17 protein-coding genes and 1 riboswitch are annotated in these 19,497 nt (G+C 69.5%); of the genes, 8 read left to right on the top strand and 9 right to left on the bottom strand.

Going from position 1 to position 19,497, the window contains the following annotated elements; translation table 11 throughout:
* Position 1 precedes the first annotated feature (1 nt).
* Complete coding sequence (locus ABTW65_RS26270; RefSeq protein ID WP_350665689.1) at positions 2-838, bottom strand: helix-turn-helix domain-containing protein; 837 nt, start codon at positions 836-838, stop codon at positions 2-4.
* 102 nt (positions 839-940) lie between these two features.
* Between ABTW65_RS26270 and ABTW65_RS26275 the strand changes: the two genes are divergently transcribed.
* Positions 941-1,537, top strand: coding sequence for an NADPH-dependent FMN reductase (locus tag ABTW65_RS26275; protein WP_350665691.1), 597 nt, complete (start codon positions 941-943; stop codon positions 1,535-1,537).
* 70 nt (positions 1,538-1,607) lie between these two features.
* Here the strand turns inward: ABTW65_RS26275 and ABTW65_RS26280 are convergent, their stop codons facing one another.
* The 6 genes from ABTW65_RS26280 to ABTW65_RS26305 all read right to left on the bottom strand — a co-directional run bounded on the left by ABTW65_RS26280 (position 1,608) and on the right by ABTW65_RS26305 (position 9,248).
* Positions 1,608-2,990 carry a dicarboxylate/amino acid:cation symporter gene (locus ABTW65_RS26280; protein ID WP_350665693.1) on the bottom strand — a complete coding sequence of 461 codons (1,383 nt, stop codon included), beginning with the start codon at positions 2,988-2,990 and terminating at the stop codon, positions 1,608-1,610.
* A gap of 156 nt (positions 2,991-3,146) precedes the next feature.
* Complete coding sequence (locus tag ABTW65_RS26285) at positions 3,147-4,649, bottom strand: hypothetical protein (RefSeq protein ID WP_350665695.1); 1,503 nt, start codon at positions 4,647-4,649, stop codon at positions 3,147-3,149.
* Position 4,650: 1 nt separating this feature from the next.
* Positions 4,651-5,154, bottom strand: coding sequence for a SigE family RNA polymerase sigma factor (locus ABTW65_RS26290; protein ID WP_350665697.1), 504 nt, complete (start codon positions 5,152-5,154; stop codon positions 4,651-4,653).
* Positions 5,155-5,251: 97 nt separating this feature from the next.
* On the bottom strand, positions 5,252-6,805 hold the full coding sequence (locus ABTW65_RS26295) for a hypothetical protein (RefSeq protein WP_350665699.1): 1,554 nt from the start codon (positions 6,803-6,805) through the stop codon (positions 5,252-5,254).
* A gap of 1 nt (position 6,806) precedes the next feature.
* Positions 6,807-7,310, bottom strand: coding sequence for a SigE family RNA polymerase sigma factor (locus tag ABTW65_RS26300; protein ID WP_350665701.1), 504 nt, complete (start codon positions 7,308-7,310; stop codon positions 6,807-6,809).
* Positions 7,311-7,415: 105 nt separating this feature from the next.
* Positions 7,416-9,248 (bottom strand): SigE family RNA polymerase sigma factor, encoded by a 1,833-nt coding sequence (locus ABTW65_RS26305; RefSeq protein WP_350665703.1) that lies wholly within the window; start codon positions 9,246-9,248, stop codon positions 7,416-7,418.
* A 156-nt stretch (positions 9,249-9,404) separates the two neighbouring features.
* Here ABTW65_RS26305 and ABTW65_RS26310 point away from each other — a divergent pair, with 156 nt between their 5' ends.
* Positions 9,405-10,667: a cell division protein PerM gene (locus ABTW65_RS26310; RefSeq protein WP_350665705.1), complete on the top strand. Its 1,263-nt coding sequence runs from the start codon at positions 9,405-9,407 to the stop codon at positions 10,665-10,667.
* A 124-nt stretch (positions 10,668-10,791) separates the two neighbouring features.
* On the opposite strand, the gene ABTW65_RS26315 is transcribed toward ABTW65_RS26310, so the two are convergent.
* Positions 10,792-10,962 carry a hypothetical protein gene (locus ABTW65_RS26315; RefSeq protein ID WP_350665707.1) on the bottom strand — a complete coding sequence of 57 codons (171 nt, stop codon included), beginning with the start codon at positions 10,960-10,962 and terminating at the stop codon, positions 10,792-10,794.
* A gap of 268 nt (positions 10,963-11,230) precedes the next feature.
* Here ABTW65_RS26315 and purN point away from each other — a divergent pair, with 268 nt between their 5' ends.
* From purN to ABTW65_RS26340, 5 genes are all read left to right on the top strand, one after another.
* Complete coding sequence (purN, locus tag ABTW65_RS26320; RefSeq protein ID WP_350665709.1) at positions 11,231-11,842, top strand: phosphoribosylglycinamide formyltransferase; 612 nt, start codon at positions 11,231-11,233, stop codon at positions 11,840-11,842.
* 10 nt (positions 11,843-11,852) lie between these two features.
* Positions 11,853-11,931: riboswitch (ZMP/ZTP riboswitch) on the top strand.
* Positions 11,932-11,961: 30 nt separating this feature from the next.
* Positions 11,962-13,539, top strand: a complete 1,578-nt coding sequence (gene purH, locus ABTW65_RS26325) for a bifunctional phosphoribosylaminoimidazolecarboxamide formyltransferase/IMP cyclohydrolase (protein WP_350665711.1) — start codon at positions 11,962-11,964, stop codon at positions 13,537-13,539.
* 119 nt (positions 13,540-13,658) lie between these two features.
* On the top strand, positions 13,659-14,510 hold the full coding sequence (locus tag ABTW65_RS26330; protein WP_350665713.1) for a calcium-binding protein: 852 nt from the start codon (positions 13,659-13,661) through the stop codon (positions 14,508-14,510).
* Positions 14,511-14,561: 51 nt separating this feature from the next.
* Positions 14,562-15,413: a bifunctional methylenetetrahydrofolate dehydrogenase/methenyltetrahydrofolate cyclohydrolase gene (locus ABTW65_RS26335; RefSeq protein WP_350665715.1), complete on the top strand. Its 852-nt coding sequence runs from the start codon at positions 14,562-14,564 to the stop codon at positions 15,411-15,413.
* Positions 15,414-15,417: 4 nt separating this feature from the next.
* Entirely contained in the window at positions 15,418-15,801 is a 384-nt protein-coding gene (locus ABTW65_RS26340; RefSeq protein WP_350665717.1) for a DUF3017 domain-containing protein, read from the top strand.
* A 55-nt stretch (positions 15,802-15,856) separates the two neighbouring features.
* Here ABTW65_RS26340 and ABTW65_RS26345 read toward each other — a convergent pair whose 3' ends face one another.
* Positions 15,857-16,945, bottom strand: coding sequence for an MIP/aquaporin family protein (locus tag ABTW65_RS26345; RefSeq protein WP_350665719.1), 1,089 nt, complete (start codon positions 16,943-16,945; stop codon positions 15,857-15,859).
* Positions 16,946-17,206: 261 nt separating this feature from the next.
* Here ABTW65_RS26345 and ABTW65_RS26350 point away from each other — a divergent pair, with 261 nt between their 5' ends.
* Positions 17,207-19,399 (top strand): NADP-dependent isocitrate dehydrogenase, encoded by a 2,193-nt coding sequence (locus ABTW65_RS26350; protein WP_350665720.1) that lies wholly within the window; start codon positions 17,207-17,209, stop codon positions 19,397-19,399.
* Positions 19,400-19,497 lie beyond the last annotated feature (98 nt).

The following is a 19,497-nucleotide window of genomic DNA, read 5'->3' on the forward strand; positions in this document are numbered from 1 at the left end:
GTCAGACCGCGCGCAGGGCTCCCGAGCGGCGGCGCCGCATCGCGTCGAGGGCCTCGGCGGTGGCATCGTCGGCAGGCATCAGGACCTGGATCTGCTGGTTGTCGGCGGCCGGGAGCTCGAGCTCCTCGACGTCGAACCGCAGCTCGCCGGCGTCGGGATGCAGCCAGCGCCACACGCCGCCGTGAGGCGGGTCGTGGCGGGTCAGCCGGTCGGTGAACTCCGGCCCCGCCCGGTCCGACATCGCCTCGATCATCATCCGCGCGGCGACGGGGTTGGGGCCGCGGTAGAGGTTGGCCACCAGGTCGTCGGCCACCCGCGCCCAGTCGGGGAACGCCTCGCGGGCGCGCGGGTGGAGGAAGGCGTACGCGGTCAGGTTGGGCTCCGCGTGGTCGAGCATCCCGAGGGGTCGGGCGAGCAGGTCGAACGTGGAGGTGTGGGCCAGCAGGTCGCCGAGGCGGTTGGTGAGCACGGCGATGCCCGGCTCGAACTGCTCCACCAGGGCGCGTGCGCCGGGGCGTACGTCACGACCGGAGGAGAACGGCCCGAGGCACTGGCCGCTGGAGGCCATCGCGAGGGTGCGCAAGTGCTCGTGGGACGCGGCGTCGAAGCGGAGCGCGTCACCGATGGCCCGCAGGACCTGCGGTGAAGGATGCCGGTCGCGGCCCTGCTCGATCCGGACCAGGTACTCGACGCTGATCCCGGCCAGCGTGGCCAGCTCGGACCGCCGCAGGCCGGGGGCCCGGCGGCGTACGCCTTCCGGGAGACCGACGCTCTCCGGCGTGGTCTGGTCGCGGCGGTCCCGGATGAACGAGCCGAGGGCTCCCGCGTTGGCTGGCATGTCATCAAGCCTACGGCTCAGCCGGGCGGTCATGGTGGCCCTGCTGGGGCCAGCCTCGGCTCGGTCTCCCGCCGCTCGCCGACCCGCGTGAACCTGGATGGCATGACCCAACCACTACGTATCGCAGTCATCACCGCCAGCGTCCGGGAAGGCCGCGGGGGCCCGATCTTCGGCTCCTGGGTGGCCGAGCAGGCCGAGGCGTACGGCGGCCTCCAGGTCGAGCTGATCGACCTTGCGGACCACGAGATCCCGTTGTCCCTGCCCGCCGAGTCGCCCAAGATGGCCGGCGCGGACTATCCGCGGCCCGACGGCCAGACCGACCTCACCGACGCGCTCGACGCCGCCGAGGGCTTCATCATCGTCACCCCTGAGTACAACCACAGCTTCCCGGCCTCGCTGAAGTCGGCGCTGGACTGGCACTTCACCCAGTGGCAGGCCAAGCCGGTCGCGCTGGTCTCCTACGGCGGTGACAGTGGCGGCCGGCATGCCACCCTGCATCTGGAGAACGTGCTCACCGAGCTGCACGCCCACCCGCTCCAGGCCCGTCTCTCGTTCCCGCGCTACTGGGAGCGTCTCGACGAGGACGGTCGCCCCAACGACCCGGACTCGGCCGTCTACGCCAAGGGGATGCTTGCCCAGCTGGCGTGGTGGGCCGAGGCCCTTCGGGCTGGGCGAGCCGCTTCGTCCTACCCGGAGTGAGACAGAGCGCCCCGGCAGCCGGATGGCTGCCGGGGCGCTTGCTCGGGCTGTGACGGTCTGGCTGGGAAGGTCAGGCGGCGACGGTCTCCGAAGCCGGCTGCTCGTCCGCGAGCAGGCCCTCCGCGGAGGCGGAGCGGTAGCGGTCGACGTCGAGGATGCCCTCGCGCTTGGCCACGATGGTCGGCACGAGCGCCTGTCCGGCGACGTTGACCGCGGTACGTCCCATGTCGAGGATCGGGTCGATCGCGAGCAGCAGGCCGACACCGGCCAGCGGCAGGCCGAGGGTCGAGAGCGTGAGCGTCAGCATCACGACGGCGCCGGTGAGGCCCGCGGTGGCTGCCGAACCGACGACCGAGACGAAGGCGATCAGCAGGTAGTCGGTGATGCCCAGGTCGATCCCGAAGATCTGGGCGACGAAGATCGCCGAGATGGCCGGGTAGATCGACGCGCAGCCGTCCATCTTGGTGGTCGAGCCCAGCGGGACGGCGAACGAGGCGTACTCCTGGGGGACGCCGAGGTTCTTGACCGTCACCTGCTCGGTGACCGGCATGGTGCCGACCGAGGAGCGCGAGACGAAGGCGAGCTGGATCGCCGGCCAGGCGCCGCGGAAGTAGGCCAGCGGGTTGAGCCCGTTGGCGCGCAGCAGCACCGGGTAGACGACGAACAGGACCAGTGCCAGGCCGACGTAGACGGCCACCGCGAACCAGGCCAGAGAGCTCAGCGAGTCCCAGCCGTAGGAGGCGACCGCGTTGCCGATCAGGCCGAGGGTGCCGATCGGCGCCAGCCGGATGATCCACCACAGCACCTTCTGAACGATGGCGAGGAAGGAGCGGTTGAAGGCGAGGAACGGCTCGGCCTTCTCGCCGGTCTTGAGCGCCGCGATGCCGATCGCGAGGGCCACCACGAGCACCTGGAGGACGTTGAAGCTCAACGCGGTCTCCGCGAGCGGGCTCCCGCCGACCTGCTCGACGCTGGTCGATGCCTCGAGGCCGAGGAAGTTGCCCGGGATCAGGCCCTGGAGGAAGTCGAGCCACGAGGCGGATGCACCGGCCTCGGCCGCGTCGGCGGTGCTGACCGCGGTGTTGCTGCCGGGCCGGAAGAGCAGCCCCAGACCGATGCCGATGACGACCGAGATCGCCGCGGTGATCGCGAACCACAGCAGCGTCTGGCCCGCGAGACGGGCCGCGTTGCTGACCGTACGCAGGTTGGCGATCGAGGCGATGATGGCGGTGAAGATCAGAGGTACGACTACGGCCTTGAGCAACGAGACGAACGAGTCGCCGATCGTGGCGAGCGTGGTCGTCAGCCAGTTGGCCTCGTCGCCGGCCCCGGGGCCGATGGCGCGCGCGACGGCACCGAGGGCGACGCCGAGGACGAGGCCCAGGATGATCTGGACCGAGAAGGACGGAAGCGGCAACCGCCGCCTGGCGGGTGCAGTGGGGGCGGTGGACACGAGAAGGCTTCTCCAAGGTTGATGCGGGTCGGGGCTCTGATGGGCCCAAACGCCATGACCAGTACGTGTCTTCCTCGGATGAGCGCGTTGTGACAGGAGTCTCCACGCGCTAAGTCATGAAAGACGATCAACCATATCGTGTTTGAGTTGTGTCCGTCAGCGCAGGTCGCTGATCCCGGCGGTGACCGCCGCCTTCTCGATCGCGAGGATCCGGCCGGGCCACGAGTCGGGCTGGTCCGGCTGGTAGCACGGGTCGTCCTTGTCGCCGGTGCTCGGCGGGCAGGGGCCGGCGAGCTCGGCGTAGCCGACCAGGACGAGCCGGGTCTCGTACTCCGCGACCAGCTCGGTCTCGAACCACAGGTTGTCGCCACCGTCCAGGCCAGGGTAGGTCGCCTGTGAGCGTGCCGCGCGCTTCGGCCCGGCATCGAGCTCGGAGCTGACATCCATGGGCAGCGCGGTGACGTCCGGGTCGACCCCGAGCTTGTTCGCCGGGCAGACCTCCATCCACTCCATGACCTCGTTGTACGCAGCGCCCGCAGCGTTCTCGTCGGCGAACTCCAGCACCGCCACGTGGACCTGGCCGACCATGGCGCTGTCGGTGTCCCAGCGGTAGTCCGACGCGACCTTCGCCGAGGCGTCGAGCGAGGAGAGCCACTCCTTCTGGCAGGCGAGGGTCGGCACGTCGGGGGTGGGCGTGTACTGGTTCCAGCCGAGAGGGCTCTCGAAGCGGTCGAGCGCGGGGAGGGTGCTGCCGTCGATCAGATTGGCGGCGCTGAGCCCGTCCGTCGCGGGCGGTCCTGTCTCCGTCGGGTCGGCGGAGGGATCGCTTGGAGGCGTGGCGCCGACCATCCGGTAGGCGGCGTTGACGGCGGAGGTCTGCAGGGTGGCGGGCGGAACGTAGTCCTGCACGCCCCGCTTCCGGGTCATCACCAGCACCCGGTCGTCCGCGGACACGACGGCCGTCGCGGTCTCCCAGACCGCGTTCATCTCGGGGTCGTCGGGCTGGTACGTCACCACGTCGATGTCCCCGCCCGAGATGACGTCGCCCTCGACCGGGAGCGAACCGGCCACCTCTGCTCCGTCCACGCCGGGGCACGAGGTCGCGGCGTCGGAGAGGTCGGTGCGTACCTTCTCGGCCTCGTCGGCCGAGCCGAACTCGGCGACGACGGCGTTCAGCGTGCCGGCTGCGTCCGCCATCTCCTTCCCGGGCTCTGCGACGAAGTCGCGGCGGTACGTCGCCAGCGCGCCCGAGTCGCCCAGCGACTCGGTGAGGCAGTCGTTGTAGGTGTCGGTGCCCTCGCCGTCGTAGGTCTGCTGCTGGACCCACGCCGGATAGGGGTCGTCGGAGACGAGATCGTCCGCGGTCGGCAGATTGGCCCGGCTGAGATCGGAGGCCGGGGCCGAGGCGGACGCGCTGGGCGCGGCAGCGGTGTCGCTCGGCGCCGGTGCGGGGTCGATGCCCTTGTCGCCGAGTCCGGTGGAGAGGAAGATGATCGGCCCGGCGACGACGGCGGCCACGGCCGCCGCGCTCGCGGTGAGCACGGTGCGCTTCCGCCGGCGGATCTGGTCACCCCGCCTCCGTGCCTCGGCCGCAGAGTTGATCGGTGCTCCGGGGGCATCGGCGCGGAACTGGTCCAGACGCGAGATCGGGTCACTCATCTCAGGCCTCCTTCCAGACGGCGCCGGGATTGTCCTCGGCGAGCAGCTCCGCGAGGGCGGCTCGTCCTCGAGCCAAGCGGGCTTTGACGGTGCCGGTCGGCGCACCGACCTCGGCGGCCACCTGATGGACCGGCAGATCGGCGATGTGGTGCAGGACGATGGCCTGGCGCTGCGCCTCGGGGAGTTGCCTCAGCGCGGCGACGAGAGCCACGTGGGACTCGTCGACCGCGGGCATCTCCGTGCGGACGCCGACGGCTCTATCGGCGGCCCTCCCGGCGTACTTCTTCCGGCGCCAGCGGCCCACCGCGAGACGGTAGGCGGTGGTGCGGACCCAGGCTTCGGGGTAGTCGACCGAGGACATCTTCCGACGATGCGCCCAAGCGCGGGCGAAGGCCTCCTGGACGCACTCCGCGGCCTCGTCGAAGTCGCCGATCATGGCGTACAGCTGAGCACACAAGCGGCGGTACGACGCGTTGTACAGCGCGTCGAACTCGTCCTCGTCCATCGTTCGCCTCCCCGGCTGGCTTTCCATGACTCTTGCCCGTGCGCCAGTGTCTGCGGTGGCGTGTGTGAGCGTAAAGGTCAATTGCACTGCGTCCTCATCAGGGCAGGTCCTGGAAGGCGCGGTCCACCGTGGCCTCGACCGTCTGGGCGACCCGGTTGTCCCATTCGGTGTAGTCCGAGGCCTCCTCCGGCGGGCAGGCTCTGGTCGGCGGGCAGGGGCCACCGGCCTCGGCGTGGGTGACGAGCACCAGCCGGGTCCCGAGCTGGGCGACGGTCTGGTGGTCGTACCAGGTGGCGTCGCAGCCCTCGCCACCGCAGTCGGCGGCGTACTCGGCGAGCGTCTGCGCGGCTCGGTCGACCTCGGGGGTGGTGCCGATCGCGATGGACTCGACCGGCCTGGCGGTGAAGAGCTTCGCGTCGTCCATCGATGCCGGGCAGGTGTCGAGCCAGCCGTGGACCGTCTCGAAGGCCGCGTCGGCGCTCGCCTTCTCGGCGAACTCCAGCACCGTCACGTTGACCTTGCCGATCTGGCCGCTGTTCTCGAGGCGGAACTCCCGGCTGACCGACTCGGCGGCCTTCAGCGACGAGAGCCAGGCGCCCTGGCAGTAGAGCGTCGGGGTCGGCTGCGGCGCGACCTGCTGCCACACCGCGGACGACTCACCTTCCATCGGCAGTCCCGGCAGCGACCCGGCCACGACGAGATGTGCGTCGCTGAGGATCGCCGCTGGCGCGGGCGCGGACGAGGATGCCGACGAGGATGCCGAGCCCGACGCAGATGAAGCAGGGGAGTCGGGCGGGGCAGGCGGCTCGGCGCCGGCCATCCGGTGGGCGGCGTTGACCGCGGAAGTCTGTAGGGAGGTCTGCAGGAATTCTGACGAGACCTGCTCCTTCGCGCCACGCTGACGCGTCAGCACCAGCACCCGGTCTTCGGCGACGACCACGGCCGTCGCGACCTCGGGGCGAGCGTTCGCTCCAGGATCGTCGGAGACGTAGGTGACGACGTTGATGTCGCCGCGCGAGATGACGCCGCCTGCGACCGGTAACGAAGCAGCCGGACTCGCGTCGAGCGGGGTGCAGGAGGCGGCCGCCGTCGAGAGGTCGGCGCGGACGTCCTCGGCGGCTTCGGGAGACCGGAACTCGGCGACCACCGCGCTCATGATCCCGTAATCGTCGACGCCGGCGTTCAGCGACGGACCGATCGCGAAGTCGCGGCGGAAGGTGACATCGGCCGCGGACTCGCCCAACGTCTTGGTGAGGCACGGGTTGTAGGCGTCGCTGCCCTCCCCGTCGTAGGTCTTGGTCTCGCCCCAGGAGGCCTCGAGGGGGGCGACCAGGTCCTTGGCGGCCGGGAGGTTGGCGCGGGTCAGGGTGGACGGGCCCGCGGAGGCGGATCCGGACGGACTGGGCGTGATCGTGCTCGGCGTCTCGCTCGGTGCCGGTGCCGGTTCGATGGCGCGTTCGCCGAACCCGGCGGAGAGGAAGATGATCGGTCCGGCCACGACCGCGGCCAGGGCCACGGCTCCGGCGGTGACGATCGCACGCTGGCGGCGGCGGATCTGGTCACCCCGTTGGCGTACCTCGGCTGCGGACTTCATCGGTGCTCCAGGGGTGTCGGCGCGGAACTGGTCCAGACGCGAGATCGGGTCACTCATCTCAGGCCTCCTTCCAGACGGCGCCGGGTTGTTCGTCGGCGAGCAGCTCGGCCAGTGTGGCTCGTCCTCGAGCCAGGCGGGCTTTGATGGTGCCGGTGGGGGCGCCGACCTCGGCGGCCACCTGGTGGACCGGCAGATCGGCGATGTGGTGCAGGACGATGGCTTGGCGCTGCGCCTCGGGGAGCTTCTTGAGCGCGGCGACGAGGGCGACATGGGTCTCGTCGACGGCGGGCATCACCGTGCGGACACCGACGGCTCTGTCGGTGACGCGGCCTGCGTACTTCTTTCTGCGCCAGCGGCCGACCGCGAGGCGGTAGGCGGTGGTGCGGACCCAGGCTTCGGGGTAGTCGACCGAGGAGAGCTTCCGTCGGTGGGCCCAAGCGCGGGCGAAGGCCTCCTGGACGCATTCGGCGGCCTCGTCGGAGTCGCCGATCATGGCGTACACCTGAGCGCACACGCGGCGGTAGGACACGTTGTAGAACGCGTCGAACTCGTCCTCGTCCATCGCTTGCCTCCCAGACTGGCCGTCCCCGATCTGGCGCTACGACGCCAGTCTCATTGGGTCAGATGCTTGGGAGGCGGGTCCGGTTGCATCCGGAGCGAACCGGGCTCAGAGATAGTCGAGCCGGTACGCGGCGCGCTTGGCGAGGCTGACGAACTCGGAGTTGCTGATGTCGGCGTTGCCGTCGGGGACGAAACTCATCTGGGCGACGTTGGCGCCGCGTCGGATCGCGGCCATCCGGTAGTAGATCGAGGTGTTCTCGAGCTCCACCCGGATGTACCACACCGTGATCGCGCCGTCCTTGATGGACTCGGTCGCGACCTGGGTGACGTGGCTGCCGAGCTGCTTGTCGCTGCACTTGTCCAGCCGGCCCTTGATCGCGACGTTGAACGCCTGCGCCTCCTTGGCAGAGCCGAACTTGCCGACCGTCTCGGTGAGCCCGAAGATCGGCGCGAGCTTCTTCTTCGTCTCGGGGATCACGAAGGAGCGCGTCTGGGCGCCGGCCATGCCCTTGGCGTTGAACTGGGTCTCGTCGCAGCGGGTCTGGGCCGGGTTGGTCTTGGCCGCCTTCGCCTCGGTGCCCTCCCAGGGGTCACCGATCGTGCTGACCGGGGGCAGATCGGTCTCGTTGATCAGCCCTGGCGCCTTGCCCGTGGGGATCGGGACCACTGTCGCTCGCGGTCGCTTGGTCTCCACGCACGCACCCGCGCCCGGCATCGAGCAGAGGTTGTGCACGGCGGTGCCGAGCATGGTCGAGGTCTTGGCCGCGGTCGTGGTGGACTTGCCCTCGGTCTTCACGGTGACCGCGGCGGTGTGGTTGCCGGTGCGGGCGACGCCGTAGGTGACCGCGCGGTTGTTCTCCCAGTCGCGGTAGGTGAAGAGGGTCGCCTGGTCGCCGATGCCGTCGACCGACTCGGTGAACATCAGCTGGTAGCGGGGCTCGGCGCACGCTGCGTACCACCCCTGCATCTTCTTGTACGCCGCAGCCGCCGCCTTCGCGTCGACCGACGACTCGATCGTGGTGCCGGCGGTGGTCGCCTTCGCCTTGGCGATGAAGGTGCGCGCCAGGCTCGCCATCGGCCGCTTGTCGGCCGAGGTGTCGGCCTGGCAGGGGATGGTGAGGCCGGTGCCCTCGAGGTTGTCGGAGGAGATGTCGACGGCCCAGGAGCCGCCGTAGATCTTCGCGACCTCCTCCTCGGTCATCAGGTCCTTGGCGGTCAGCTTCTTGCCGGGGATCTGGCTCGGCTCGACCTCGAACTCCTCGGCTGCCGACTGCATCGAGAGGGTGTTGAGCCGCGGCTCGCTCTCGGCGTCCTGGGTGACGAAGAAGCCGGTGCCGACCAGGGCGGCGATCGCCGCGGCCGCGCCGATGGCGGTGTGCACCCGGCGGCGTACGGCGCCGGCGGTGGTGATCGTGGAGGTCTTCGGCCAGGGCTGCTCGGTGAGCACGTCAACGAGCGGGTCGAAGATGGACTGCAGCTGCTCCGGAACGATCCCGAGCTCGTCGCAGATGGCGGCGTTGGCGGCCTGCAGGTCGGTCTCGGTGCGGCTGATCGGGGTGCCGACCTCGCGGGCCAGCTGGGCCAGGTCGACGCTGGTGAGGTGGCCGAGCAGGAAGACCTTGCGGTCGTGGAGCGGCAGCCCGCGGAGCGCGGAGAGGGCGTGTCGGGCCTCCGGCGCGATCGTCTGGTCGCGGTGGAGCAGCGGCACCGAGTGGTTGCGGATCGCCTTGGACCAGGCGATCGGGCGGACCCAGTCCTCGCGCTCGAAGTCGTCCATCGGCTTCACCTTGCGCCAGTGGTGCCAGGTGACGACCAGCGCACCGCGTACGGCGGCCTTGGCGGCCTCCAGATCCCCGGTCAGCGACCAGGTTTGGAGAAGGAGGCGTCCACGGACGTCCTGATAGAACGCCTCGAAGGTCTCGTGGTCTGCCGTGGTCATGCCCATGTCAGCGGTCAACTGTAGGTGATTCGGTCGAATGAACGGCAATAGCCGCAGATGCACAGGCGGGTATCAACCGCTGTGACCAACCCGGTGAACGCCCCTGGCGGCGCGTCGCCGAGATCGAGACGACGCGGGTTGCGAGGATGAGTGGCGATGTCGTCCCTGCTGCCTCCACGCACCCCTGACCGCGGGCGAGTCGCGGATGATCTCCACGATCTCCGCCACCGCCGCCCGCTGGTCGCGGTCGCCCTGCTGGGCGGAATCGGCACGGCCGGGGCCACGCTGGTGGTGTGCCTGGCGATAGGCATCCTCGGCTGGTTCATCAGCGACATGGGAGCCCACGGCGAGCCGTCGGACGCCCTGCGTGTCGCCGCGCTCGGATGGCTGCTCGGGCACGGCTCGGGCGTCCTCGTCTCCGGAGTCGCGATCACCGTCGTCCCACTCGGGCTGACCCTCGTCCTCGCCTGGACGATGTGGCAGGTCGCGGTCCGGGTCGGTGACTCGGTCTCGCTGCACGGCCCGGACGTCAACGCCCTCGCCGACGGCGAGCGTGACCTGACCGTCCCGGTCGTCGCCGGCCTCTTCACGCTCGGCTACACCGGCACCGCGCTGGTCACCGCGATCATGGCCGGCACCCCGGCCACCGCGCCGAGCATCGTCGGCGTCTTCTCCTGGTCGGTCGGGCTCTGCGTGGTCGTGGCCCTGCCCGCGATCGCGGTCGGCTCCGGCCGCGCGGCGCTGTGGATCACCCTGCTGCCGCGCGCGGCCGTGGACGTACTGGTGATGGTCAGGTCGATCCTGGTCTGGTGGCTCGCGGTCAGCACGCTGGTCTTCTTCGCGGCCCTCTTCGCCGACTTCACCACCTCGATCAACGTCGTCTCCCAGCTCCACCTCGACCTCGGCGGGATCATCCTCTACTCCCTGCTCGCCGTCCTGGTGCTGCCCAACGCGGTGCTGTTCTCCAGTGCGTACGCCCTCGGGCCCGGGTTCACCGTCGGCGTCGGCACCACGGTGACGCCGACCGCGGTGACCCTCGGGCCGCTGCCGATGTTCCCCATGCTCGCCGCCCTGCCCGACAACGGCGCCCCGCCCGCCTGGGTCGCCGCGGTGATGGCGCTCGGCCCGCTCACCGCCTTCGTCGCGGTCTGCCGCGTACAGCGCCACCGGCCCACCCTGCGCTGGTCCGAGGGCGCGCTCCGCGGCGTCAGCGCCGGCGTCGTCGCCGGCCTCCTCGTCGCCATCGCCTCCGGCATTGCCGGCGGCGCGGTCGGTCCCGGCCGGATGCTCGACGTCGGGCCGTACGCCGGGCAGGTGCTCGTCAACGCCATCGCCTTCTTCGGCTTGGCCGGTCTGCTCGCCGGGCTCGCGATGACCTGGTGGCACCGGCGTTCCCTCCCGACCGACCCGGCGGCCTAGAGCTCGCAGCCTTCAGGGTGAGTTCGAGGGTGTTGCGACTCTGGTACCGAGCGCTTGCGCCCACGTCGTGACGGCGGTTGGGTATTCGCGCTGAAGCCCGGGAGAAAGATGAGGACAGGCTGGTCTACCCGCATCCGCTGGTCAGAGTCCCCGCACCGTCGATGTCGATGCCCCATTCGCACAGCCACCCATCGTGGCCGCCGGTTGACTCCAAGAACATCAGCGAGATGGCGAGGAAGAAGAGGCCGAAGGTGATGCCTATCGTCCACACGACCACTTTCATGAGCCTGTTCATGCCCAGTAGCGTCGCCGGCCAGCGCTCCCTGCACATGACTTCGGCCCCGAGATGCCCAACCCCGGGGAGGGAGAGACCAGCTACCCACACCGATCCCATCGTTTTCGTGCCTCAGGGGTGCTCGGCTTTCGCATGACGAAGGACCAGTGCCCCGCTGTCTGTGCTCGCCAGGTGCGTACGGTTCGCTGAACCAAGGCGCCTGCTGCGGAGCGGTGGACGCGGCAGCCGCCGCCTGTTTGCTTGCGATCAGTGACCTAGAGTTCGCAACATGTCGCTGCGTCTCGTCGTCCTCCTGTCCGGCTCGGGCACCAACCTCCAGGCCCTGCTGGACGCCTGTGCCACCCCGGAGTTCGGGGCAGATGTCGTCGCGGTCGGGGCCGACCGCGACGGGATCCAGGGGCTGACCCGGGCGACCGACGCCGGGATCCCGACCTTCGTGCACCGGGTCAAGGACTTCGGATCGCGCGAAGAGTGGGACGCGGCGCTGGCCGAGTCGGTGGCTGCGTACGAGCCCGATCTCGTGGTCTCCGCGGGCTTCATGAAGCTGGTGGGGGCTTCCTTCCTCGCCCGGTTCGGGGGGAAGACCCTCAACACCCATCCGGCGCTGCTGCCGTCCTTCCCGGGGATGCACGGGGCGCGGGACGCGCTGGACTATGGGGTGAAGGTCACCGGGGCGACGCTGTTCATCGTCGATGCCGGGGTCGACACGGGGATGATCATGGCCCAGGCGACCGTGCCGGTGGAGGACGACGACACCGAGGAGACGCTGCACGAGCGGATCAAGGTCGTCGAGCGTTCGATGCTGGTCGAGACGGTCGGGCGGATCGCCCGCGAGGGCTACACGTTGGACGGCCGGCGGGTTCGGTTCGGCCGCGCCTGAGCGGCTAGAGTGACGAGCACACGACTGGCGCAGGTGGGGGACCACCGGGGAGTGTGAAAGAGACGGCATCGACCGCCTGGGTGCCCTCATCGAAATAGTCGACCGATGAGGAGATTGCTGTGCTCGATCAGATCACCATCAAGAGGGCCTTGGTGTCCGTCTACGACAAGACCGGTCTCGAGGACCTGGTCCGCGGGCTCCATGACGCCGGTGTCGAGCTCGTCTCGACCGGCGGCTCGGCGGCGCTGATCGAGAAGCTGGGCCTGCCGGTGACCAAGGTCGAGGACCTGACCGGATTCCCCGAGTGCCTCGACGGCCGCGTGAAGACGCTGCACCCGCGCGTCCACGCCGGCATCCTCGCCGACCGCCGCCTCGAGTCCCACGTCGAGCAGCTCAAGGAGCTCGAGGTCGAGCCCTTCGACCTGGTCGTCTCCAACCTCTACCCGTTCGTGCAGACCGTCGCCTCCGGCGCCGGGCCGGACGAGGTCGTCGAGCAGATCGACATCGGCGGCCCCTCGATGGTCCGCGCCGCCGCCAAGAACCACCCCTCGGTCGCGATCGTGACCTCCCCGGAGCAGTACGCCGACACCCTCGCTGCCGTCGCTGCCGGTGGGTTCACCTACGACCAGCGCAAGGCCCTCGCCGCGGCCGCGTTCGTCCACACGGCGACGTACGACGTGGCCGTCGCCTCCTGGATGGGCTCCGTGCTCACCGACACCTCCGAGGGCACCGGCTTCCCGGCGTGGGTCGGCGGGACGTACGAGAAGGCGAACGTTCTGCGCTACGGCGAGAACCCGCACCAGAAGGCGGCGCTCTACCTCAACGGGTTCGGACCCGCCGGGCTCGCCCGTGCCGAGCAGCTCCACGGCAAGGAGATGTCCTACAACAACTACACCGACACCGACGCCGCGCGCCGCGCCGCCAACGACTTCGCCGAGCCGGCGGTCGCGATCATCAAGCACGCCAACCCGTGCGGCCTGGCCGTCGGCGCCGACATCGCCGAGGCGCACCGTCGGGCGCACGCCTGCGACCCGGTCTCCGCCTTCGGTGGCGTGATCGCCTCCAACCGGCCGGTCTCGGTCGAGATGGCCAAGCAGGTCGCCGAGGTGTTCACCGAGGTCATCGTGGCTCCGGGCTACGAGGACGGCGCCGTCGAGATCCTGCAGGGCAAGAAGAACATCCGCATCCTGATCGCCGCCGCCGATGAGCGCGCCGCGGTCGAGACCCGCCCGATCTCCGGCGGTCTGCTGATGCAGCAGGTCGACCACGTCGACGCCGAGGGCGACGACCCGGCTTCCTGGACGTTGGCCACGGGCGAGGCCGCCGACGAGTCCACCCTCGCCGACTTGGCCTTCGCCTGGAAGGCCTGCCGTTCCGCCAAGTCCAACGCGATCCTGCTCGCCTCCGACGGAGCCTCGGTCGGCATCGGCATGGGCCAGGTCAACCGCGTCGACTCCTGCAAGCTCGCCGTCGAGCGCGCCAACACGCTCGCCGAAGGCGCCGAGCGCGCCCGCGGCGCCGTCGCCGCCTCCGATGCCTTCTTCCCCTTCGAGGACGGCCCGCAGATCCTGATCGACGCCGGCGTCAAGGCGATCGTCCAGCCCGGTGGCTCCATCCGTGACGAGCTCACCATCAAGGCCTGCGAGGCTGCGGGCGTGACGATGTACTTCACCGGCACGCGGCATTTCTTCCACTGATCATCGCTACGCAGCCGATCCCGTAACCGCCGAGTAACACGGCACGGGATCGGCTGCGTGCATACGCCCCGGGGTTTACTGTCGGGCCCGCCTCAACTTCTGAAAGAGAGACCCGACGAATGATCCGCCGTGCCGCCGTAGTCGTCACCCTCGCAGCCGCGACCGCTATCCCCGTGGGCTTCGCGCTCAATTCGGCGAGTGCCGCCGCGACCTGCGACGGGAAGGTCGCCACCATCGTCGGAACCAGTTCCGCGGACAGACTGGTCGGCTCCTCTGGGGTGGACGTGATCGTCGGTGGCGCCGGCAACGACGTCATTCTCGGTAAAGCTGGCAATGACATTGTGTGTGGTGGCTCAGGCGACGACACGATCCGCGGCAACCTCGGCAAGGACCGGATCTTCGGCGGACTCGGGGCGGATAAGATCGACGACTCGACAGGCCACGAGGGCGTCGACCGACTCTTCGGTGGTCCCGGTGATGACACGGTGTTCGGCCAGACTGTGGGCGATGTCGTCTATGGCGGCGACGGCCGTGACTGGATCCATCTGTGGGGCGGCGTCGGCCACGGTGGTCCGGGTGCTGATGGGATCGGTGTCGCAAAGGGGACGGGCTACGGCGACGGGGGCAACGACATCCTCTCGCCCTACGGTGACGGCATTCGCATGGTCGGCGGCACGGGAGCGGACAAGCTCGCCCTCGGCGGCGCGGATACCGGTGGTGCTCGCGTCGACCTCGCCGCCGGCACCGGGCGCACACTGGTGATGCCCGGAACGACCGAATACGGCGCGTACGACTTCACCTTCACCGGCATCGAGAACTTCAACGGCACGGTCTACCGCGACATCGTCTACGGGACGGCCGGCGGCAACGTGCTCGACGGCGGCGGTGGCCGGGACACGGTCTACGGGCGCGCGGGCACCGACGCCTGCCGGGCCGAGGTCAAGTACGGCTGCGAGCGGCTGATCCCCTGACGCGCGTGGGCCTTCGCAAGCCTCGACTCGGACGAGCCTAGGATGGTCCCTGTGACTGCACAGAAGCTGGATGGCACCGCCACCCTCAAGACGATCAAGGCCGAGCTGGCCGACCGGGTGGAGAAGCTGAAGGCCTCGGGCGTGACGCCGGGCCTCGGGACCGTGCTGGTCGGCGACGACCCCGGCTCGCGGTGGTACGTCAACGCCAAGCACAAGGACTGCGCCGAGATCGGCATCGAGTCGATCAGGGTGGACCTGCCGGGGACGTCGACCCAGGAAGAGGTCGAGGCGGAGATCGACCGCCTCAACGCCGACCCGGCGTGCACGGGGTTCCTGGTGCAGCAGCCGACGGGTCTGGACGAGTTCGCGCTGCTCTCCCGGGTCGCTCCGGAGAAGGACGTCGACGGGCTGCACCCCTACAACCTCGGCAAGCTGGTCCTCGGTGAGGACGGGCCGCTGCCGTGCACCCCGGTGGGCTGCATCGAGCTGCTGCGTCGCCACGGGGTCGAGATCAAGGGCGCCGAGGTGGTCGTGGTCGGCCGTGGGTTGACCGTCGGGCGTCCGCTGGGCCTGCTGCTCACCCGCCGTAGCGAGAACGCCACGGTCACCCTGTGCCACACCGGCACCCGCGACCTGGCCGCCCACACCCGCAGTGCGGACATCGTGGTGGCGGCCGCGGGCGTGCCCGGGATCATCACCAAGGACATGGTCAAGCCCGGCGCGGCCCTGCTGGACGTCGGTGTCTCCCGGGTCGACGGTAAGATCGCAGGAGACCTGGCTGAGGACGTTTGGGACGTGGCTGGCTGGGTGTCGCCGAACCCGGGTGGGGTGGGTCCGATGACACGCGCCATGCTGCTCTCCAATATCGTCCTCAGCGCCGAGAAGGCTCTCGAAAGGCTCTGAAATGGTGTCCGTCCACCCCCCGCTCCCGGAACGCGCCCGCTGGCGCAGCCCCACACCGGAGGCTCCCGCCCCGGTGGTGGCGACACCTGAGCTTGAGAAGACGGACCCCCAGGACGTACGCAGCTTCCCCTCGACCATCGGCGGGTTCGTCTATCTCGGGGTGCTGACGGCGGCGCTCGTCGGTCTCGGGCTGGTCGGCTTCGGCCACTGGCGGGTGGGGATCATCGTCCTCGCCGCCGGGGTGGGGGCCGCGTCGCTGGGGCGTGCGGTGCTGCGTACGAAGGATGCCGGGATGCTGGCGGTGCGCAACCGCTGGTTCGACGTGGCCCTGCTGGCGCTGACAGCGGGCGCGCTGTGGATCCTCGCGGTGACCGTTCCAGGCGAATAAGACGTACAGATAGAACGAAGGCCGCCCCGAGGGGCGGCCTTCGTGCTTCTCGAGACTACTGCTCGATCGGGACCCATTCCTGCTTGGCGTAGTCCCATCGCCAGCCGTCCTGCTCGTAGACCGGCAGGTCGCCCTCGGTGGCCTGGGTCGGCTGCTGCCACGCCGGCTGGCCGCCGCCGCCGGAGACGATGGTGCGGTCGCCGGTCTCCGCAGCCGGAGGTGTCGGGTTGGCAGCGGGCGCGGCGGGTGCCGCCGGAGCCGCGGACGCAGCCGGGGCTGCAGCAGCCGCGGGTGCCGCCGGGGCGACAGCCTGGGAGTCCCAGGCCGGGACGCTCTGGGCCGGGGTCAGGTTGTCGCCGCCGAAGGCGAGGCCGGCCCCCACGATCTCGGAGCCGTCCTTGCCGAGGAGCAGCGGGTAGACGAATCCGGCGACGGCACCGCCGAGAGCCGGGACGATCAGGAAGACCGGGAGGTTGGCCAGAGCGTCGGTGCCCGAGAAGAGAGCGGGGCCGAACGAACGGGCGGGGTTGACCGAGGTGCCGGTCAGCGGGATGCCGACGAAGTGGATTGCGGCCAGCGCAAGTCCGATCGCGAGCGGCGCAGCGGTGGCGTTGGTCCCGGCCCGAACGTCGGTGACGCCGAGAATGATGAAGACGAAGATGAAGGTGAGGACCAGCTCGATCAGGATCGCGCCGATGAGGCCGGTGCCGGCTCCGTCGCCGAAGCGGTTGGCGCCGAGGCCGCCGTCGTTCCACGAGTTGTAGTCCGAGGAGAGCGCGACGAGGAACAGGACGATCGCACCGATGGTGGCGCCGACGAACTGCGCGCCGATGTAGGCGCCAGCGTCCTTCCAGCTGATCCGGCCGGCGGTCGCCACACCGAGCGTTACCGCCGGGTTGAAGTGGCCGCCGGAGATGCGGCCGAAGGTGTAGGCGCCGATCACGACGGCGATACCGAACGCCAGGCCGACAGCGGCGACCTCGAGGCCCCAGACCGCATTCTCGGGGCCAGCGTGGGTGGCGCCGGCGACGATTGCGACGACCGAGCCGCAACCGATGAACACCAGAATGAATGTCCCGATGACCTCGGCTGCGAGTTTCTGGATGAAGGTCGGCTCAGCCGCCGACAGTGATTCCTCAGTCATGTCCCCTTAACCCTTCAATGTCTGTTGACGTCGGTCAGACCCATCGACACCCGAGAAGCACTCAGGTATCAGCAGTCACCTGAACAACATGAGGTGTTGACACACAGTAACTCTTTTGCGACGGCACATCGTGGTGCTTAGGTGGGGCGGGGCGGTGTCTCATCACCCTTTCTGTTATCTTGATGTCAAGACACTTTCCTTCGTCCGGGTCCCCGGCCTCAGTCATACGCAGATCGCAACTTGTCAGGAGTAGCCACAGCAATGGCCGCACGAATCATCTACACCCACACCGACGAGGCGCCGCTGCTGGCGACGTACTCCTTCCTTCCGATCGTCTCGGCCTACGCGGCCAAGGCGGGGGTCGAGGTCGAGACGCGTGACATCTCCGTGGCCTCGCGCATCCTGGCCCAGTTCGGCCTGGCCGACGACGCGCTCGGCGAGCTCGGTGACCTGGCGAAGACGCCGGAAGCCAACATCGTCAAGCTGCCCAACATCTCCGCCTCCATCCCGCAGCTCAAGGCCGCGGTCAAGGAGCTGCAGGAGAAGGGCTACCAGATCCCCGACTACCCCGAGGCGCCCAGCACGCCCGAGGAGGAGGAGATCCGGGCCAAGTACGACAAGGTCAAGGGCTCCGCGGTGAACCCGGTCCTGCGTGAGGGCAACTCCGACCGCCGCGCGCCGGGCTCGGTCAAGGCGTACGCCAAGGCCCACCCGCACACCAACAAGCCGTTCGCCGACGACTCCAAGACGACCGTCGCCACGATGGGCTCCCACGACTTCAAGTCCAACGAGAAGTCCGTGACCCTTCCGGCCGACGACACGCTCTCCATCGTGCTCGAGAAGGCCGACGGCGAGACGGTGACGCTGCTCGCCGAGCTGCCGGTGCTCGCGGGCGAGATCGTCGACGCGACGTACATGTCCGTGGCCAACCTGCACGCCTTCCTCGAGAACGCGCTCGCCAAGGCCAAGGCCGACGACGTGCTCTTCTCGCTGCACCTGAAGGCCACGATGATGAAGGTCTCCGACCCGATCATCTTCGGCCACGTCGTGAAGGCCTACTTCACCGACGTCTTCGAGAAGTACGGCGCCGACCTCGAGGCCGCCGGCCTCTCCGCCAACGACGGCCTGGGCGCGATCCTGTCCGGCCTCTCCGGCCTGGAGAAGGGCGCCGAGATCGAGGCGGCCTTCAAGGCTGCCATCGAGGCCGGCCCGCGCCTGTCCTACGTCAACTCCGACAAGGGCATCACCAACCTGCACGTCCCCTCCGACGTCATCATCGACGCCTCGATCCCGGCCCTGGTCCGCAACGGCGGCAAGCTCTGGGGTGTCGACGGCGGCGAGGACGACACCCTCGCGGTGATCCCGGACTCCTCCTACGCCGGCGTCTACCAGACCGTCATCGACGACGTGAAGAAGAACGGCCCGCTCGACCCGGCCACGATCGGCACCGTCCCCAACGTCGGTCTGATGGCGCAGAAGGCCGAGGAGTACGGCTCCCACGACAAGACCTTCCAGATCGAGGCCGCCGGCACCATCCGGGTCCTGAACGCGGCCGGCGACGTGCTGATCGAGCACGACGTCGAGGCCGGCGACATCTGGCGCGCCTGCCAGACCAAGGACATCCCGGTCCGCGACTGGGTCAAGCTCGCCGTCAGCCGCGCCCGCGACTCCAAGACCCCGGCGATCTTCTGGCTCGACGAGTCGCGCGCCCACGACGCCGAGCTGATCAAGAAGGTCACGACCTACCTGACGGAGCACGACACGGAGGGTCTCGAGATCAAGATCCTCTCGCCCGAGCTCGCCACGGCGTACTCCCTCGAGCGCCTGCGCAACGGTGAGGACACCATCTCGGTCACCGGCAACGTGCTGCGCGACTACAACACCGACCTGTTCCCGATCCTCGAGGTCGGTACGTCGGCGAAGATGCTCTCCATCGTCCCGCTGATCGCCGGCGGCGGTCTGTTCGAGACCGGTGCGGGCGGCTCGGCTCCGAAGCACGTGCAGCAGCTCGTCGAGCAGGACTACCTCCGCTGGGACTCGTTGGGTGAGTTCTTCGCGCTGGTGCCCTCGTTCGAGAAGTACGCCGAGCAGGCTTCCGCCCCGGCCGCGAAGGTGCTCGCCGGTGCCCTCGACCGCGCGACCGCGACCTTCCTCGAGAACGACCGCTCCCCGGGTCGCAAGCTCGGCACCACCGACAACCGCGGCTCGCACTTCTACCTGGGTCTCTACTGGGCCCAGGAGCTCGCCGCGCAGACCGAGGACACCGAGCTCGCTGCCGCGTTCAAGGGTCTCGCCGAGACCCTGGCCGCCAAGGAGTCCACGATCGTCGAGGAGCTCCTCGCGGTCCAGGGCAAGCCCGCCGACATCGGCGGCTACTACCTGCCCGACGCCGAGAAGGTCACCGCCGTGATGCGTCCCTCCGCGACGCTCAACGAGGCGATCGACTCTCTTTAACCACCTCACGACGGCTCGGCACGGACTCCGTGCCGGGCCGTCGTACCCATTTCGGGACACCTTCCCGGCGTACGTGACCTTGCTCTCCAGATCTTTCT

Origin of the sequence: Nocardioides sp. NPDC127503, from assembly GCF_040302165.1 — a bacterium.
Taxonomy (GTDB): domain Bacteria; phylum Actinomycetota; class Actinomycetes; order Propionibacteriales; family Nocardioidaceae; genus Nocardioides.

Excerpts from the sequence above, each read along its gene's own strand:
- ABTW65_RS26270 (WP_350665689.1), bottom strand. The coding sequence starts at position 838 with ATGCCAGCCAACGCGGGAGCCCTCGGCTCGTTCATCCGGGACCGCCGC.
- ABTW65_RS26275 (WP_350665691.1), top strand. The coding sequence starts at position 941 with ATGACCCAACCACTACGTATCGCAGTCATCACCGCCAGCGTCCGGGAA.
- ABTW65_RS26285 (WP_350665695.1), bottom strand. The coding sequence starts at position 4,649 with ATGAGTGACCCGATCTCGCGTCTGGACCAGTTCCGCGCCGATGCCCCC.
- ABTW65_RS26290 (WP_350665697.1), bottom strand. The coding sequence starts at position 5,154 with ATGGACGAGGACGAGTTCGACGCGCTGTACAACGCGTCGTACCGCCGC.
- ABTW65_RS26295 (WP_350665699.1), bottom strand. The coding sequence starts at position 6,805 with ATGAGTGACCCGATCTCGCGTCTGGACCAGTTCCGCGCCGACACCCCT.
- ABTW65_RS26300 (WP_350665701.1), bottom strand. The coding sequence starts at position 7,310 with ATGGACGAGGACGAGTTCGACGCGTTCTACAACGTGTCCTACCGCCGC.
- ABTW65_RS26305 (WP_350665703.1), bottom strand. The coding sequence starts at position 9,248 with ATGACCACGGCAGACCACGAGACCTTCGAGGCGTTCTATCAGGACGTC.
- ABTW65_RS26310 (WP_350665705.1), top strand. The coding sequence starts at position 9,405 with ATGTCGTCCCTGCTGCCTCCACGCACCCCTGACCGCGGGCGAGTCGCG.
- ABTW65_RS26315 (WP_350665707.1), bottom strand. The coding sequence starts at position 10,962 with ATGAACAGGCTCATGAAAGTGGTCGTGTGGACGATAGGCATCACCTTC.
- purN (WP_350665709.1), top strand. The coding sequence starts at position 11,231 with ATGTCGCTGCGTCTCGTCGTCCTCCTGTCCGGCTCGGGCACCAACCTC.
- ABTW65_RS26330 (WP_350665713.1), top strand. The coding sequence starts at position 13,659 with ATGATCCGCCGTGCCGCCGTAGTCGTCACCCTCGCAGCCGCGACCGCT.
- ABTW65_RS26345 (WP_350665719.1), bottom strand. The coding sequence starts at position 16,945 with ATGACTGAGGAATCACTGTCGGCGGCTGAGCCGACCTTCATCCAGAAA.
- ABTW65_RS26350 (WP_350665720.1), top strand. The coding sequence starts at position 17,207 with ATGGCCGCACGAATCATCTACACCCACACCGACGAGGCGCCGCTGCTG.